The 14,981-nt window shown below is 70.7% G+C and carries 12 protein-coding genes; 5 read left to right on the top strand and 7 right to left on the bottom strand.

The window, feature by feature from the left end; genetic code table 11:
• From Ade02nite_RS44755 to Ade02nite_RS44780, 6 genes are all read right to left on the bottom strand, one after another.
• Positions 1–561 carry a DUF1707 SHOCT-like domain-containing protein gene (locus Ade02nite_RS44755; RefSeq protein ID WP_239169518.1) on the bottom strand — a complete coding sequence of 187 codons (561 nt, stop codon included), beginning with the start codon at positions 559–561 and terminating at the stop codon, positions 1–3.
• Between the two features lie 82 nt (positions 562–643).
• A complete protein-coding gene (locus Ade02nite_RS44760; RefSeq protein ID WP_203777454.1) occupies positions 644–1,213 on the bottom strand; it encodes a LutC/YkgG family protein in 570 nt (189 codons plus the stop codon).
• Entirely contained in the window at positions 1,210–2,640 is a 1,431-nt protein-coding gene (locus Ade02nite_RS44765) for a lactate utilization protein B (RefSeq protein ID WP_203777456.1), read from the bottom strand. Before Ade02nite_RS44765 ends, Ade02nite_RS44760 begins: the two co-directional genes overlap by 4 nt.
• Positions 2,637–3,377, bottom strand: a complete 741-nt coding sequence (locus Ade02nite_RS44770; RefSeq protein WP_203777458.1) for a (Fe-S)-binding protein — start codon at positions 3,375–3,377, stop codon at positions 2,637–2,639. Before Ade02nite_RS44770 ends, Ade02nite_RS44765 begins: the two co-directional genes overlap by 4 nt.
• Before the next feature lie 11 nt (positions 3,378–3,388).
• The gene (locus Ade02nite_RS44775) at positions 3,389–4,741 is read right to left on the bottom strand and encodes a rhamnulokinase (protein ID WP_203777460.1); all 1,353 of its coding nucleotides are present in this window, start codon (positions 4,739–4,741) and stop codon (positions 3,389–3,391) included.
• A 5-nt stretch (positions 4,742–4,746) separates the two neighbouring features.
• Positions 4,747–6,777: a bifunctional aldolase/short-chain dehydrogenase gene (locus tag Ade02nite_RS44780; RefSeq protein ID WP_203777462.1), complete on the bottom strand. Its 2,031-nt coding sequence runs from the start codon at positions 6,775–6,777 to the stop codon at positions 4,747–4,749.
• A 383-nt stretch (positions 6,778–7,160) separates the two neighbouring features.
• Between Ade02nite_RS44780 and Ade02nite_RS44785 the strand changes: the two genes are divergently transcribed.
• The gene (locus Ade02nite_RS44785) at positions 7,161–7,937 is read left to right on the top strand and encodes a polysaccharide deacetylase family protein (RefSeq protein ID WP_203777464.1); all 777 of its coding nucleotides are present in this window, start codon (positions 7,161–7,163) and stop codon (positions 7,935–7,937) included.
• A gap of 1,046 nt (positions 7,938–8,983) precedes the next feature.
• On the opposite strand, the gene Ade02nite_RS44790 is transcribed toward Ade02nite_RS44785, so the two are convergent.
• Complete coding sequence (locus Ade02nite_RS44790; protein ID WP_203777466.1) at positions 8,984–10,018, bottom strand: LacI family DNA-binding transcriptional regulator; 1,035 nt, start codon at positions 10,016–10,018, stop codon at positions 8,984–8,986.
• A 260-nt stretch (positions 10,019–10,278) separates the two neighbouring features.
• On the opposite strand from Ade02nite_RS44790, the gene Ade02nite_RS44795 reads away from it, so the two are divergent.
• From Ade02nite_RS44795 to rhaS, 4 genes are read left to right on the top strand one after another with little or no spacing between them, the layout of a single operon-like run.
• Positions 10,279–11,820, top strand: a complete 1,542-nt coding sequence (locus Ade02nite_RS44795) for a sugar ABC transporter ATP-binding protein (RefSeq protein WP_203777468.1) — start codon at positions 10,279–10,281, stop codon at positions 11,818–11,820.
• The gene (locus tag Ade02nite_RS44800) at positions 11,817–12,839 is read left to right on the top strand and encodes an ABC transporter permease (protein WP_203777470.1); all 1,023 of its coding nucleotides are present in this window, start codon (positions 11,817–11,819) and stop codon (positions 12,837–12,839) included. The genes Ade02nite_RS44795 and Ade02nite_RS44800 overlap by 4 nt, the downstream gene beginning before the upstream one ends.
• A complete protein-coding gene (locus tag Ade02nite_RS44805; protein ID WP_203777472.1) occupies positions 12,832–13,866 on the top strand; it encodes an ABC transporter permease in 1,035 nt (344 codons plus the stop codon). The genes Ade02nite_RS44800 and Ade02nite_RS44805 overlap by 8 nt, the downstream gene beginning before the upstream one ends.
• Positions 13,867–13,894: 28 nt before the next feature.
• Positions 13,895–14,968 carry a rhamnose ABC transporter substrate-binding protein gene (gene rhaS, locus Ade02nite_RS44810; protein WP_239169519.1) on the top strand — a complete coding sequence of 358 codons (1,074 nt, stop codon included), beginning with the start codon at positions 13,895–13,897 and terminating at the stop codon, positions 14,966–14,968.
• Positions 14,969–14,981 lie beyond the last annotated feature (13 nt).

The following is a 14,981-nucleotide window of genomic DNA, read 5'->3' on the forward strand; positions in this document are numbered from 1 at the left end:
CTACTGCGGCAGCGCGTACCTCTTGGAGACCACCTCGACGGAGGCGAACCACGCGGTGACGTGGACACGGACCTCGGGGGTGCCGGGCACCCGCGGCACGCGGGCGAGATGCAGCTGGCGAGAGGAGAAGACCGCCGCGCCGGTGAGGTCGACCTCGACGCCCTCCGGCACGATCACCTTGAGCTCGCCGAACGTGACGCTGCCGGAGATCTCGATGACCGCCTGATCGGTGGCGACCTCGCGCAGGTCGAGCACGGTGGAGCCGAAGAGCGTGCGCACCGAGACCCCGGCGTCGCGCAGCCGCCACCGGCCGCGGCGCTTGTTCTCGCTGAAGATGGTGATGACCCGGTCGACAGTGCGCGAGGAGCCGACGATCGGGGTGACCGCCACGCCCTCGGTCGCCCGGGCCAGCTCGTCGGCGTCCTCGGCGGCCCAGACGGCGCCGACCCGCGCGCTGAACTCCTCGAGGGTCAGCCGCCCGTCGCCGCAGGCACGCTGGAGCAGCTCGGCGGCGCGCTCACGCTCCGGTTCGGACGGTGGCACGCGCATCGGTGTGGTCACGGGCGCATCTTAGGGCTTGCGGGCCAGCCGCCGTCGATGGCGACGGGTCGGCGAGGTGGGTGACGGCACGCGGAGGCCCGTGTCAGACCTCGAGCAGGATGACGTGCAGGTTGCGGGGCCCGTGCACGCCCTCGACGCGGTTGAGCTCGATGTCGCTGGTCGCCGACGGGCCGCTGATCCAGGTGAGCGGCCGGGTGGGGTCGAGGCGGGCGACGGCCTCGGGCACCGACGCGACGACCTGCTCCGGGCGGAGCACGCAGATGTGCAGGTCGGGCAGGAGGGTGAGGAGGCGCCGGCCCTGGTCGGGCGAGCCGTCGAGCACGATCGTGCCGGTCTCGGCGATCGCCACGGCCGCGCCGGTCACCACGCCGTCGGCCTCGTCGACGTCGACGAGCAGGGCCTCCGGCGGCAGCCATTCAGGGGGCAGGCCCGGCGGTACGACGAGCGTGCCCGCACCGATGATGTCGCCCACGATGGCCGCCACGTCGGCGCCGCGGTGCACCACGGCCTTGTAGTCGACGAGCCGCTCGATGAGCACGTCCAGGTCGGCCGGCGGGAAGTCGCGGCGGTAGGAGCGCGGGATCTCCGGCGCCGCCGGGTGGCCGCCGAGCGCCGAGCGCACCCGTCCGAGGATCAGGTCCTTGCTGCTCATCGGCCTCGCCACCAGTCGCGGAAGGTCTCCGCGGGCGGCGTCGGCAGATCGCGCGCCGCCGACCAGCCGTTCAGCGGCGGGGGCAGGCCGCGCCCGCGCTTGCCGACGAGCTTGGCGAACTTCGCGGCACGCTGCGCGCGGGCGTAGAGGCGGGGACGGTCCATCGTGTACGCGGCCGCGGCCATCACCGCCTTCTCCCCGGCCGGGTGGGGCACCTGGTTGCGCAGGTGCACCAGGATCGACGGGATGTCGATCTTCACGGGGCAGGCGTCGAAGCACGCACCGCACAGCGACGACGCGTACGGCAGCGAGGCGTTGTCCTCGACCCCGGTGAGCTGCGGCGACAGCACCGCGCCGATCGGGCCGGGATAGACCGAGCCGTACGCGTGCCCGCCCGTGCGCTCGTAGACCGGGCACACGTTGAGGCAGGCCGAGCAGCGGATGCAGTGCAGCGCCTGGCGGCCCACCTCGTCGGCGAGCACCGCCGAGCGCCCGTTGTCGAGCAGCACCAGGTGGAAGTTCTGCGGCCCGTCGCCCGGGGTCACGCCGTGCCACATCGACGTGTACGGGTTCATCCGCTCGCCGGTCGACGCGCGCGGCAGCAGCTGGAGGAAGACCTCGAGGTCCTGCCACGTGGGCACGACCTTCTCGATACCCATCACGGTGATCAGCGTGTCCGGCAGGGTCAGGCACATGCGGCCGTTCCCCTCCGACTCGACGACCGTGAGCGTGCCCGTCTCGGCGATGCCGAAGTTGGCGCCGGAGACCGCCACCTTTGTCGTCAGGAACGTCTCGCGCAGGTAGCGGCGCGCGGCCGCGGCCAGCGCCGGCGGGTCGTCGGTGAGGGCCGGGTCGACGCCGGGCATGGCGCGCAGGAAGATCTCGCGGATCTCCGAGCGGTTGCGGTGGATCGCCGGCACCAGGATGTGGCTCGGCTTGTCGTCGCCGAGCTGCACGATCAGCTCGGCGAGGTCGGTCTCGACCGGCGTGATGCCGGCGTCCTCCAGCGCCTCGTTGAGCCCGATCTCCTGGGTCGCCATCGACTTGATCTTGATGACCCGCTGCTCGCCGGTGGCGCGCACCAGGCCGGTGACGATCCGGTTGGCCTCGGCCGCGTCCGCCGCCCAGTGCACGACCCCGCCCGCCGCGGTCACCTTCTCCTCGAGCTGCTCGAGGAGCCGGGGCAGGTTCGCCATGGTGTACGCCTTGAGCGCCGACCCGGCCGCCCGCAGCTCCTGCCAGTCGGGCAGCTCGGCGATGACCCGGCCGGACTTGCCGCGGATGGTGGTCGTGGCGTGTTGCAGGTTGCGCCGCAGCTGCGGGTTCGCCAGCGCGGTGCGGGCCGCCGCCGGGAACGGCTCGTCGCCGCGCAGGTGGCCGACCCCGCGCGGCGCGTGCGCCACCGGCATCCCCAGGAAGGTGCTCATACCGTTGCCGCCTCCGTCGAAGCCAGGATCTCGGCGAGATGCACGGTCTTCACGCCGGTGCGCAGGCGCGACAGCCCGCCGCCGATGTGCATGAGGCAGGACGTGTCGCCGGCCGTGCAGACGTCGGCGCCCGTGTCGAGCACGTGCCGCATCTTGTCGGCCAGCATCGCCGTCGACGTGTCCGCGTTCTTCACCGCGAACGTGCCGCCGAAGCCGCAGCACTGCTCCGCCGCGGGCAGCTCGACCAGGTCGAGGCCGCGCACGTGGCGCAGCAGCCGCAGCGGCCGGTCGCCCACGCGCAGCATCCGCAGCGAGTGGCAGGTCGGGTGGTACGTGACCCGGTGCGGGTAGTACGCGCCCACGTCCTCGACCTTCAGCACGTCGATGAGCAGCTCGGACAGCTCGTACGTGCGGGTCGCGACCTGCTCCGCCCCGGCCGCCAGGCCGCTGTCCCCCGCGGCGTTCGCCACCATCTTGTGCTGGTGGCGGATCGAGCCGGTGCAGCTGCCGGACGGCGCGACGATGACGTCGTACGGCTCGAAGGTGCGGACGTACCTGCGTACCAAAGGCAGTGCCTCTTTTTGGTAGCCCGTGTTGATGTGCATCTGGCCGCAGCACGTCTGTGCCTCGGGGAAGACGACCTCGTGGCCCAGCCGCTCCAGCAGCCGCACCGTCGCCTTCGCCGCGGCGGGGAACATCGTGTCCGCCAGGCAGGTGGCGAACAAGGCGATCCGCACCGGATGCCTCCTTATCTCGGCTCGTACCGCACGATCTGCTGAGTTGCCCGCAGCACCGATCGGAGAGCCGTCAGATCTCCCTCGATCACCCCGGCCGCGCGGGCCTGCACCAGCAGGTTGCCCAGCGCGGTCGCCTCGACCGGCCCGGCCAGCACCGGCAGCCCGCAGGCGTCCGCGGTGAGCTGGCAGAGCAGCTCGTTGCGGGCGCCGCCGCCGACGATGTGCACCGCGTCGACGTGCCGGCCGGAGAGCTCCTGGGCCTGCTCGATCGCGCGCTTGTGCGCCAGCGCCAGACTGTCCACGATGCACCGGGTCAGCACCGCGTGGCTCGCGTCCGCCGGCAGGCCGGCCGCCTTGATCAGCCGCCCGGCCATGTCGCCCGGCGGCAGGAAGACCGGGTCGTCGAGGTCCACGACGGCACCGAACGGCTTCTCCCGCGACGCGGCGCGCAGCAGCTCGACGATGTCCGGCGAGCCCCATTCGCGCATGCACTCCTGGAGCGGCCAGAGCCCCATCACGTTGCGCAGGTAGCGGATCGTGCCGTCGACGCCGCCCTCGTTCGTGAAGTTCGCCGCCCGCGACGCGGCGCTGAGCACCGGCGCGGGCAGCTCCAACCCGACCAGGGACCAGGTGCCACAGGAGATGTACGCGAAATGCGCGCCCGCCGCCGGCACGCCCACCACGGCGGAGGCGGTGTCGTGCGAGCCGACGGCGACCACCCTCGTACCGCCGAAGTCGCCGATGACCGACCCGGGGTGACGGATGGCGGGGAAGAGCGAAGGCCGCAGGCCGAGCTGGTCGATCAGCGGCGCCGACCAGTCGCGGGTGCGGACGTCGACGAGCTCGGTGGTGGAGGCGTTCGTGTATTCGGCGCCGGTCTCGCCGGTCAGCCAGTACGCGAGCAGGTCGGGGACGAGCAGCAGCTGTTTCGCGGCCGCGTACTGCGGGGTGTCCTTCGCGGCGGCGAGCTGGTAGATCGTGTTGAACGGCAGCTTCTGCAGACCGGTGATCTCGTAAAGCCGCTCGTCGGCGATCTTTTGTGCCAGCCGCTCGGGCACGCCGTCGGTGCGGGCGTCGCGGTAGTGCACCGGGTTGCCGAGCAGCTCGCCGGTCGCGTCGAGGAGGCCGTAGTCGACCGCCCACGAGTCGATGCCGATGCTTTCCACCTGACCGGCCCGCTTCAGCCCCTCGAGGACGCCGCGGTAGAGGCCCAGGATGTCCCAGTAGAGGGTTTTCTGGGTTTTCACCGGGACATTGTGGAAACGATGCGCCTCGGTGAGCTTGATCTCGCTGGGGCCGACGCGGCCGACCATGACGCGTCCGGACGACGCGCCGAGGTCGACCGCGGCGAACTCTTTGCTCATCTTCGTCACCGAAGGAAAGCTGCGGCGACGCCCGCGTCCACCGGGATGTGCAGGCCGGTCGTGTGGGTCAGGTCGCCGCCGGTCAGCACGAAGACCGCGTTGGCGACGTGCTCCGGCAGCACCTCGCGCTTGAGCAGGGTGCGCTGCGCGTAGTACTCGCCGAGCTTCTCCTCGGGCACGCCGTAGACGGCGGCGCGCTGGGCGCCCCAGCCGCCGGCGAAGATGCCGGAGCCGCGGACCACACCGTCGGGGTTGATGCCGTTGACGCGTACGCCGTAGGCACCGAGCTCGGCCGCGAGCAGCCGCACCTGGTGGGCCTGGTCGGCCTTGGTGGCGCCGTAGGCGACGTTGTTCGGGCCGGCGAACAACGAGTTCTTGCTGGAGATGTAGACGATGTCGCCGCCCATGCCCTGCGCGATCAGGATGCGCGCGGCCTCGCGGGAGACCAGGAACGAGCCCTTCGCCATCACGTCGTGCTGGAGGTCCCAGTCGGCCTCGGTGGTCTCCAGCAGCGGCTTCGAGATGCTCAGGCCGGCGTTGTTGACGACCAGGTCGACGCCGCCGAAGGCGAGCACGCTGTCGCGCAGCGAGGCGGCGATCGCGTCGGCGCTGGTCACGTCGGCCGCGACGGCGATCGCGGCGTCGGTCCCGCCGATCTCGGCGGCCACGTTCTTGGCCGCCTCGAAGTCACGGTCGGCGACGACCACGACGGCGCCCTCGGCGGCGAGGCGCAGCGCGATGGCGCGGCCGATGCCCGAGCCACCACCGGTGACGTACGCGATGCGGGTCGCGAGCGGCTTCGGCTTGGGCATGCGCTGAAGCTTGGCCTCCTCGAGCGCCCAGTACTCGATGCGGAACTTCTCGGACTCGTCGATCGGCGCGTAGGCCGACACCGACTCGGCGCCGCGCATCACGTTGATGGCGTTGACGTAGAACTCACCGGCGACGCGCGCGGTCTGCTTGTTGGCGCCGAAGGAGAACATGCCGACGCCGGGCACCAGGACGATCGCCGGGTCGGCGCCGCGGATGGCCGGGCTCTCCGCGGTGGCGTGGCGGTCGTAGTAGGCCTGGTAGTCCTCGCGGTAGGCGGCGTGCAGTTCCTTGGCCCTCTCGATCACCTGCTCCAGCGGCGCGTCCGGCGCGGTGTCCAGGATGAGCGGCTTGACCTTCGTCCGCAGGAAGTGGTCGGGGCACGAGGTGCCCTTCGCGCCGAGCTCTTCGAGCCGCTCGCTGTTGACGAAGTCGAGGACGACGTCGCTGTCGGTGTAGTGGCCGACCTGGGGCCGGTCGGTGGAGGCGAGACCGCGGAGGTACGGGAAGATCTCGGCGGCCCTCCGGTGGCGGGCCTCGTCGGGCAGGGACGTGACCTTCCGGGCGCCGAACGGGTCGGGGCGGCCGTGCTCGGCGAGGTAGCGCTCGGCGGTCTTGATGATCTCGAGGGAGTTGGCCTCGCACTCCGCGCTGGTGGCGCCCCACGCGGTGATGCCGTGCCCGCCGAGGATGACGCCGATCGCCTGCGGGTTGGCCCGCTGCACGGCGGCGATGTCGAGGCCGAGCTGGAAGCCCGGGCGGCGCCACGGCACCCAGAGCACCCGGTCGCCGAAGATCTCCTTGGTGAGGGCGGGCCCGTCGGCGGCGGTGGCGATCGCGATGCCCGAGTCGGGGTGCAGGTGGTCGACGTGCGGTGCCTCGACGAGACCGTGCATGGCGGTGTCGATCGAGGGGGCGGCCCCACCGCGGCCGTGCAGGCAGTAGTCGAAGGCGGCGACCATCTCGTCCTCGCGCTCGACACCCGGGTAGGTGCGGGTGAGCGCGCGCAGCCGGTCGAGCCGCAGCACGGCGAGGCCCTTCTCGGTCAGGGTGCCGAGGTCGCCGCCGGAGCCCTTGACCCAGACCAGCTCGGTCGGCTCACCGGTGACCGGGTCGGTCTCGGAGCCCTTGGCCGAGGTGTTTCCCCCGGCGTAGTTGGTGTTGCGCGGGTCGGCGCCGAGCCGATTGCTGCGCTCCAGAAGCTCACGCACTGCGGGATTAGTCATGGTGTCCTTCGCCGTTGTCTGCGCCGCGTTTTCGGGGTTTGGGAGATCGCGTGAAACGTTTCAGACGTTGCGGACACATTACGGCCCTGTAGCGCTCCCGGTCAAGACACCGATCACAGTTGAAACGTTCCGCATCCTGCGCCGGCCGGCTCCCTCTCCGAGCCGCACGGCATCGCCGTCCTGGCCGGCCCGCCCATTGACGAACGCGACAGGCATCACACACACCGGCCAGCCAGCCGCCACCGGCCTCTGACCTGCGGAAACTCCGCCATCTGCGACCAATGGCCGATGCCTGGACCCGATGAACCAGTCGGGTGGCCGAGGCGCCACCCACCCATGATCAACCAGGCTGCTAGGCCGGAAACGTTCATGGGGGGAAACAGATGGTCACGCGTCGCGCGATCCTACGAGGCGCTCTGCTCGCCGGCGGCGGCGCCGCCACGGCCTTCGCCGGCGCCGGCCACGTCCAACACTGGCTCGGCTGGGACCGGCCACCACTGGGCGGCGGCTACGCCTCGGCCGCCGACAACCTCGGCGCGGTAGCCCACGGCGGCGTGCACATCCACTACTTCCGCCCGACCACCGAGAAGCTGGTCGCCCTCACCTTCGACGACGGCCCGCTGCCCGACTACACGCCCCGCTTCCTCGACGCCCTCGACGACGCCGGCGTGCCCGCGACCTTCTTCCTGGTCGGCCGCCACCTGGAAAAACACGCCGACCTGGTCCGCAACCGCCTGGACCGGCACGAACTCGGCAACCACTCCTGGTCACACGACGACCTGGCCACCCTGGACCTGACCGCCGCCCGCCGCGAACTGGAACGCGCCCACGACGCCATCAAACGCCACACCGGCCGCGAACCCACCTTGCTGCGCCCGCCGTACGGCCACCTCGGCGGCTCCACCGTCCTGGCCGCCGACGCCATGGGCTACGACATCGCCCTGTGGTCCCACCAGATGCGCGAACGCAGATATGCCGGCGACCCCGCCGCCCAGGCCCGCGACCTGACCGACACGATGCGCCCCGGCTCGATAGTCCTGGCCCACGACGCCGGCGACAAACGGCGGCTGGTCGCCCTGGACGCCTTGCCCACGCTGATCGCGGGCCTGCGCCATCGCGGGTACCGCTTCGTCACGGTCTCGGAGCTCCTGCACAGCTGACGCACGGGCCCTCCCATGCCGGCCCGGGTCACCGGCCGCGGATAGGCGGTGATCGGCGCCGCCCGCTACGCCCGTCCGGCCGAGGCCCGCAGTCCGCGGGTGCGGCGGGCGGGCTCACGGTCAGATTCCGCTTACGGGCCGGGCCAGTGGCTCTCGCTCACAGACCCGGCCCGCGCGTAGCCCGGACCACAACCTCAGGGATTCGCCCACGGGGCCGCCCACAGATTCGACCCGGTGCAGGAGCGTGCACAGGGGAGTTGGGCCGTGAGGGGCGCGGCGGCGGGTCCGGCCTCCACGCGGCCCGCAAGTGCTTGCCCACAAGCGCTCGTTTACAGAAACCCGCCCACAGATCTCGCTCACAGACCAGACGCCATAGGCCCTGCCTTGTAGGCCCCGCCCCACAGAACCCGGAGCAAAGGCCCCGCCCCATAAACCCTGGCGCAAAGGCCCCCGCCCATAGCCCTGGCGCACAAGCCCCGGCCCACAAACCCTGGCGCCCCAGCCCCGACCCATAAACCCTGGCGCGCACAAGCCCCGGCCCCACAGACCCTGGCGCCCCAACCCTGGCCCACAGACCCCGCCCTCCCAAGGGGGCCCCCGACCCGACCCATTGTGGCGGAGAACCGCGAGATCACGTTGGTGCCCTGTGGACAGCAGGCGGGCCTGTGGACAAAGTCGGCGGCCCGCGAGACCAGCTGGGACGATTGTTCACAGCCAGTCGGCCCTTCGGCCGGATCGCCATCAGGTGGCCTGACGGCACAAGCGGAGGGCAAACGCGAGATGGCCCGACAAGGTCCGGTGTCGCCGACCGGAAGACAGACACCACGGGAGCATCTGGACGTCGTGATCAGGCGAGAAAGGGGGCGAACAACTGCCCGGCCAGCCGACCGCGTGACGACCCGGGCAACCGCCGCCCTTTGATCACGTCGTGGCCGGCCGGGGCCGGCAGGGCAGCTCGGAGGGATGGGCGAGCGGCGGAAACCGGAACGCGGCAACAGAAAGGCGCCAACAAGAGCGACGTTCCGCCGACGCCAGGAGCGCTGGCGTCAGACCGTGCGGGAGCGGGAAACCGTCGAGGCCCGGGCAACAAGCTCCGGCGTGAACTGGAGCTGCCTGTGCTTGTGCTCCGGGTTCGTGGCCTCGTCGAGCACCAGCTGCGCCGCCGCGCGGCCGAGTTCCTGGCGGGGCTGGCGCACGGACGTCAGCGGGACGGCGGCCGCGGCGGCGAACTCGATGTCGTCGAAGCCGACGATGGCGAGGTCGTCGGGGACTCGGAGGCCCGCGCCGATGCTCTGCTGGAGCAGGCCCAGGGCCAGCAGGTCGTTGGCGCAGAAGGCCGCGGTGGGCCGGCGGCGTGCGGGCAGGCCGGCCAGGCGTTCGCCGGCCGAGCGTCCGTCCGCGACGGTCATCGCGTCGGTGGGCAGGTAGATCAGGTCGTCGGGTGAGCGGCCCAGGGACGACCAGATCTCGCGGGCGCCCTGGAGGCGCTCGCCGACCTGGCCCAGGGAGTCGGGGCCGCCGATGAAGGCCACCCGTTCGTGGCCCTGCTCGGCCAGGTGCTCGACGGCTATGCGGCCGCCGAGGATGTCGTCGACCGCCACCGAGCAGCAGTTGTCGACGCCTCGCACGCGGTCGACCACGACCAGGGGTACGCCGCGGCGGGTCAGCTCGTCGAGGTGCGGGGCGGCCGGGTCGACCGGGGTGATCAGGATGCCCTGCACGCGCTGTTGGAGCAGGCGGTCGAGGTGCAGCTCCTCGCGCGACGAGCGGCTGTTGCTGTTGCAGATGAACAGCGACAGGTCGGCGTCCTCGGCGGCCATCTCGATGCCCTGGGCGACGTCGTGGAAGAACGGGTTGGTGCCGTCGAGCATCACGTACGCCAGGGTGCGGCTGGTGCCGGCGCGCAGCTGGCGGGCCGACTCGTTGCGGACGAAACCGAGCTCGGTCATGGCGCGCTCGACCCGTTCGCGGGTGCGGGCGCTGACCACTTCGGGGCGGTTCATCACGTTGGAGACCGTGCCCAGCGAGACGCCGGCGGCGGCGGCAACGTCCTTCACGGACGGCGTCCTGCCGTTCAGCACCGCTACCTCCTCGACCTGCCGGTCAACCGGCGGTGATCGGAACCGGCTCACCGTACCCCGCGTGGGGCGTGACTGAGGGTTCCGGCGTCCTGCGCGGGACGGCCGTTGAAACGTTGAAGTTGCATCTTACGGTACAGGTCGAACTCACAACGGCCGTGTTTCCGCAACGTTTCGATCGAATGCTTGACACGTGTGATCGGGGCCACCTACGTTGACTCCACGTTCTCTGAAACATTTCAAAGTCCGACGTGGAGGTGGCTGTGGCGGAGTCTCCGGCCAAGCCAGGCAACCGCGCCGGTGACCCGGGGCCGGCGCGGCTCGAGGTCGCCGACGTGACGAAATCGTTCGGCGCGGTCGCGGCCGTCCAGGGCGTCAGTTTCCCACTCTTCCCGGGTGAGGCGCACGCTCTCGTCGGCGAGAACGGCGCCGGCAAGTCGACCATCGTCAAGATGCTCGCCGGCGTGCACCGGCCCGACACCGGCACGCTGCGGGTGGACGGCGCGGACGTGGAGTTCGCCGGGCCGGCGGACGCCAAGGCGGCCGGCATCGCCGTGATCTACCAGGAGCCCACCCTCTTCCCCGACCTGTCGGTCGCCGAGAACATCGCGATGGGCAACCAGCCGCTGAGCAAGCTGCGGCAGATCGACCGCAGGACGATGCACGACAACGCCGAGAAGCTGTTCCGCCGCCTCGGCGTGCCGCTCGACCCGACCCGGCCGGCGCGTGGCCTCTCCATCGCCGACCAGCAGCTGGTCGAGATCGCCAAGGCGCTCTCCGCCGAGGCGCGGGTGCTCATCATGGACGAGCCGACCGCGGCGCTGTCGGGCGTCGAGGTCGAGCGACTCTTCTCGGTGGTGCGCTCGCTGCGCGACGAGGGCGCGGCGATCATGTTCATCTCGCACCGCTTCGAGGAGATCACCGCGCTCTGCCAGCGGGTGACGATCATGCGGGACGGCAGGCACGTCGCCACCGAGCTGGTCGCCGAGCTGAGCATCGACGACATGATCCGCAAGATGGTCGGCCGCGACCTGAGCGCGCTCTTCCCCAAGCAGGAGGTCGAGCCGGGCGAGGTGCTGCTCGAGGTCGAGGGCCTGAGCCGGGAGGGCGTCTTCCGGGACATCACGTTCAACGTGCGAGCGGGCGAGATCGTCGCGCTCGCGGGCCTGGTCGGGGCCGGCCGCTCCGAGGTGATGCAGGCCGTCTTCGGCGTCGACCCGTACGACTCGGGCACGGTGCGCTTCGCCGGGCGCAAGCTCAAGGCCGGCTCGCCGCGCGCCGCGATGGCCGCCGGGCTGGCGCTGGTCCCCGAGGACCGGCGGCAACAGGGCCTGGTGATGGACCTGTCGATCGAGCGCAACGTGACGCTGCCGCGGGCCCGCAAGCTGGCGCGGCTCGGCCTGCTCTTCGGCGGCACCGAGCGCCGGTCGGCACAGACGTGGACCGAGAAGCTGCAGACCAAGCTCGGCAGGCTGAGCGACGCGGTCGGCACGCTCTCCGGCGGCAACCAGCAAAAGGTGGTGCTGGCCAAGTGGCTCGCCACCGGGCCGCGGCTGCTCATCGTCGACGAGCCGACCCGCGGCATCGACGTCGGCACCAAGGCCGAGGTGCACCGGCTCCTGTCGTCGCTCGCCAAGGACGGCATGGGTGTCGTGATGGTCTCGTCCGAGCTGCCCGAGGTGCTGGGCATGGCCGACCGGGTCGTGGTCCTGCGCGAGGGCAAGATCGCGGCCGAGCTCACTCGGGCCGAGGCGACCGAGGAATCCGTTATGTACGCCGCCATGGGACAGAAGGTTTCGGCATGACCACGTCCACGCTCGGCGCGCCCGCGCCGCACCGGAGCTTCGTGGGCGGGCTGCTCAAGACCCGCGAGCTCGGCATCGTGCTCGCCCTCGCGCTGCTGGTCGCCTACACCGCGATCGACAACCCGCGCTTCCTGTCCGGGCAGAGCATCCGCGACAACCTGCTCAACACGGCGATCCTCGCGGTGATGGCGGCCGGCCAGGCGGTCGTCGTCATCACCCGCAACATCGACCTGAGCGTCGGCTCGGTGCTCGCCATCAGCGCCTTCACCGTGGCGACCATGATGAGCGCCAACCAGGACCTCCCGATGATCGTGCCGATCGTCGTGGGCATCCTGGTCGGCGCGGTCGCCGGCCTGATCAACGGCGTGCTGGTGCGCTACGGCAAGGTGCCGGCCCTGGTGGTCACCCTCGGCACGATGTACATCTTCCGCGGCCTGGTCTATTCGTGGGCCGGCGGCGATCAGGTCAACGCCGACGAGCTGCCCGGGCCCTTCCTCGACTTCGCCAATGACAGCGTCCTCGGCATCCCGTGGCTGGTGCTGATCGCGCTCGTGGTGGTCGGCGGTGTCTCGCTGATGATGCGCAACTACCGGATCGGCCGCGAGATGTACGCGATCGGCTCGAGCCCGCAGGCCGCCGAGCTCGCCGGCATCAAGGTCGCCCGCAACCTGATCGTCGCCTTCGTGCTCAGCGGCGCGGCCGCGGGCCTGGCCGGTGTCCTGTTCGCCTCCCGGTTCGGCACGATCGACGCCTCGGCGGGCACCGGCTACGAGCTGAACGTGGTCGCCGCGGTCGTGGTCGGCGGCGTGGCGGTCTTCGGCGGCAGCGGCACGGTTTGGGGCGCCGGCCTCGGCGCCCTGCTGCTGACCGTGATCAGCAGCGCCCTCGCCGTTCTCGACATCAACCAGTTCTGGCAGCAGGCGATCGTCGGCTCCCTGATCATCCTGGCCATCTGCGCCGACCGCCTGGTCGCGGTGCGGATCGCACGCTCTCTCCGTAAGCGAGACGCCCATGTCTGACTCTTCATCGAAGTTGCATCGGTTTTCCGCCGCGGGCGGGCTGAGTAAGAGGCTGACCAGCTGGGACAGCATCATCATCGTGCTGACCGTGATCGTGCTGATCATCGCGTCGGCGGCCGTGGACAACTTCGGCACCAGCCGGAACTTCACGTTCATGGTGCTCGACCTGCTGCCGATCATCCTGATCGCGCTGCCGATGACGATGATCATCGTGACCGGCGAGATCGACCTGTCGGTCGCCAGCGTCCTGGGCTTCACCAGCGCGCTGATGGGCTGGTTCTGGAACAACGGCCTGTCGATCGAGACGATCATCCCGCTCTGCATCGTGATCGGCGCGGTCTGCGGCGTGCTCAACGGCTTCCTGATCACGGTGCTCGGGCTGCCCTCGCTGGCGGTCACGATCGGCACGCTCGCGCTGTTCCGGGGTCTCGCGTTCGTGGTGCTGGGCGACGGCGCGGTGGCTGACTTCCCGTTCAGCTACACCGAGTGGGTCACCGGAACGATCGGCTCCTCCCCCGTACCGAACGTCCTGATCCTGATCGCGGTCCTCGCCCTGATCTTCGGGATCGTGCAGCACGCCACGCCGGTCGGCCGGGCGCTCTACGCGATCGGCGCGAACGACAAGGCCGCGCATTTCTCCGGCATCCGGGTGGCCAGGACCAAGTTCTGGCTGTACGTCGTGAGCGGTGCCGTCGCCGGCCTGGTCGGCGTGCTCTGGACCCTGCGCTACTCCAGCGCCCGCGCCGACAACGGCTCGGGCCTCGAACTCGCCGTCGTCGCGGCCGTCCTCCTGGGCGGCGTGTCGATCTTCGGCGGAAAGGGCAGCCTGCCCGGCGTCCTGGCCGGTGTCGTGCTGCTTGCCGCGCTGCAGAACGCGCTGCGCCTGGAGGACGTCTCCGGGCAGGCGCTCAACATCGTCACGGGCGCGCTGCTCGTGCTCTCCGTCCTGCTTCCCAACATCGCCACCGCCGTCCGCGGCAACTGGCACCGCCGGCGCCTGCGGCAAGCCGCAGCCTCCGCCCGATAACCCCGAACGAGAAAGAATGGAGTACGCCGTGCTTCGCTCCCCCCGCACACTACTTTCCGTAACGACAGCAGCGCTCCTCGTCGTGGGGCTCGGCGCCTGCGGCGGCACCACGAAGGACAGCAACGACAACGCGAGCAGCGGGTCGCAGGCCAACGCGGCCGCCGACCCGAACGCCGCGCTCAAGGAGGGCCTCAAGATCGCCTTCCTGCCGAAGCAGCTGAACAACCCGTACTCCGATGTGGAGACCAGCGGCGGCGAGGCGGCCGTCAAGGAGCTCAAGGGCGAGTACAAGAAGGTCGGCCCGAACGACGCCTCCGCCTCGTCGCAGGTCAGCTACATCAACACGCTGATCCAGCAGCAGCAGGACGTGATCGTGGTCGCCGCGAACGACCCGAACGCCGTCTGCCCGTCGCTCAACCAGGCCCGCGCCGCGAAGATCAAGGTGATCACCTTCGACTCGGACGCGGCGAAGGAGTGCCGCGACGCGTTCATCAACCAGGCCACCACCCAGGGCATCGGTGAGTCGCTGGCGAAGATGGCGCTCGAGCAGGCCGGCGGCGAGGGCGAGATCGCGGTGCTCTCCGCGACCCCGAACGCCACGAACCAGAACGCCTGGATCGACGTCATGAAGAAGGAGCTGGCCAAGCCGGAGTACGCCAAGCTCAAGCTGGTCAAGGTGGCCTACGGCAACGACGACGACCAGAAGTCGTTCCAGGAGGCCCAGGGCCTGCTCCAGTCGTACCCGAACCTGAAGGCGATCGTCGCCCCGACCACCGTGGGCATCGCGGCAGCCGCCCGCTACATCTCCTCGTCGAGCTACAAGGGCAAGGTCCAGGTGACCGGCCTCGGCCTGCCCAACCAGATGCGCGAGTACGTCAAGAACGGCACCGCCAAGAAGTTCGCCCTGTGGAACCCGGCCGACATCGGCTACCTCGCCGCCTACGCGGGCGCCGCGATGGCCTCGGGCCAGATCACGGGCAAGGAAGGCGAGAAGTTCAAGGCCGGCAAGCTCGGCGAGTACACCATCGGCGCGGACGGTGAGATCGTCCTCGGCCCGCCGCTGGAGTTCACCGCCGAGAACATCGACCAGTTCAACTTCTGATCCGCGGTAGCGA

The organism is Paractinoplanes deccanensis (genome assembly GCF_016862115.1).
In the GTDB taxonomy this organism is placed as follows: Bacteria; Actinomycetota; Actinomycetes; order Mycobacteriales; family Micromonosporaceae; genus Actinoplanes; species Actinoplanes deccanensis.

Coding starts and splice junctions, on each gene's coding strand:
- Ade02nite_RS44760 (WP_203777454.1), bottom strand. CDS start 1,213: ATGAGCAGCAAGGACCTGATCCTCGGACGGGTGCGCTCGGCGCTCGGC.
- Ade02nite_RS44765 (WP_203777456.1), bottom strand. CDS start 2,640: ATGAGCACCTTCCTGGGGATGCCGGTGGCGCACGCGCCGCGCGGGGTC.
- Ade02nite_RS44775 (WP_203777460.1), bottom strand. CDS start 4,741: ATGAGCAAAGAGTTCGCCGCGGTCGACCTCGGCGCGTCGTCCGGACGC.
- Ade02nite_RS44780 (WP_203777462.1), bottom strand. CDS start 6,777: ATGACTAATCCCGCAGTGCGTGAGCTTCTGGAGCGCAGCAATCGGCTC.
- Ade02nite_RS44785 (WP_203777464.1), top strand. CDS start 7,161: ATGGTCACGCGTCGCGCGATCCTACGAGGCGCTCTGCTCGCCGGCGGC.
- Ade02nite_RS44800 (WP_203777470.1), top strand. CDS start 11,817: ATGACCACGTCCACGCTCGGCGCGCCCGCGCCGCACCGGAGCTTCGTG.
- Ade02nite_RS44805 (WP_203777472.1), top strand. CDS start 12,832: ATGTCTGACTCTTCATCGAAGTTGCATCGGTTTTCCGCCGCGGGCGGG.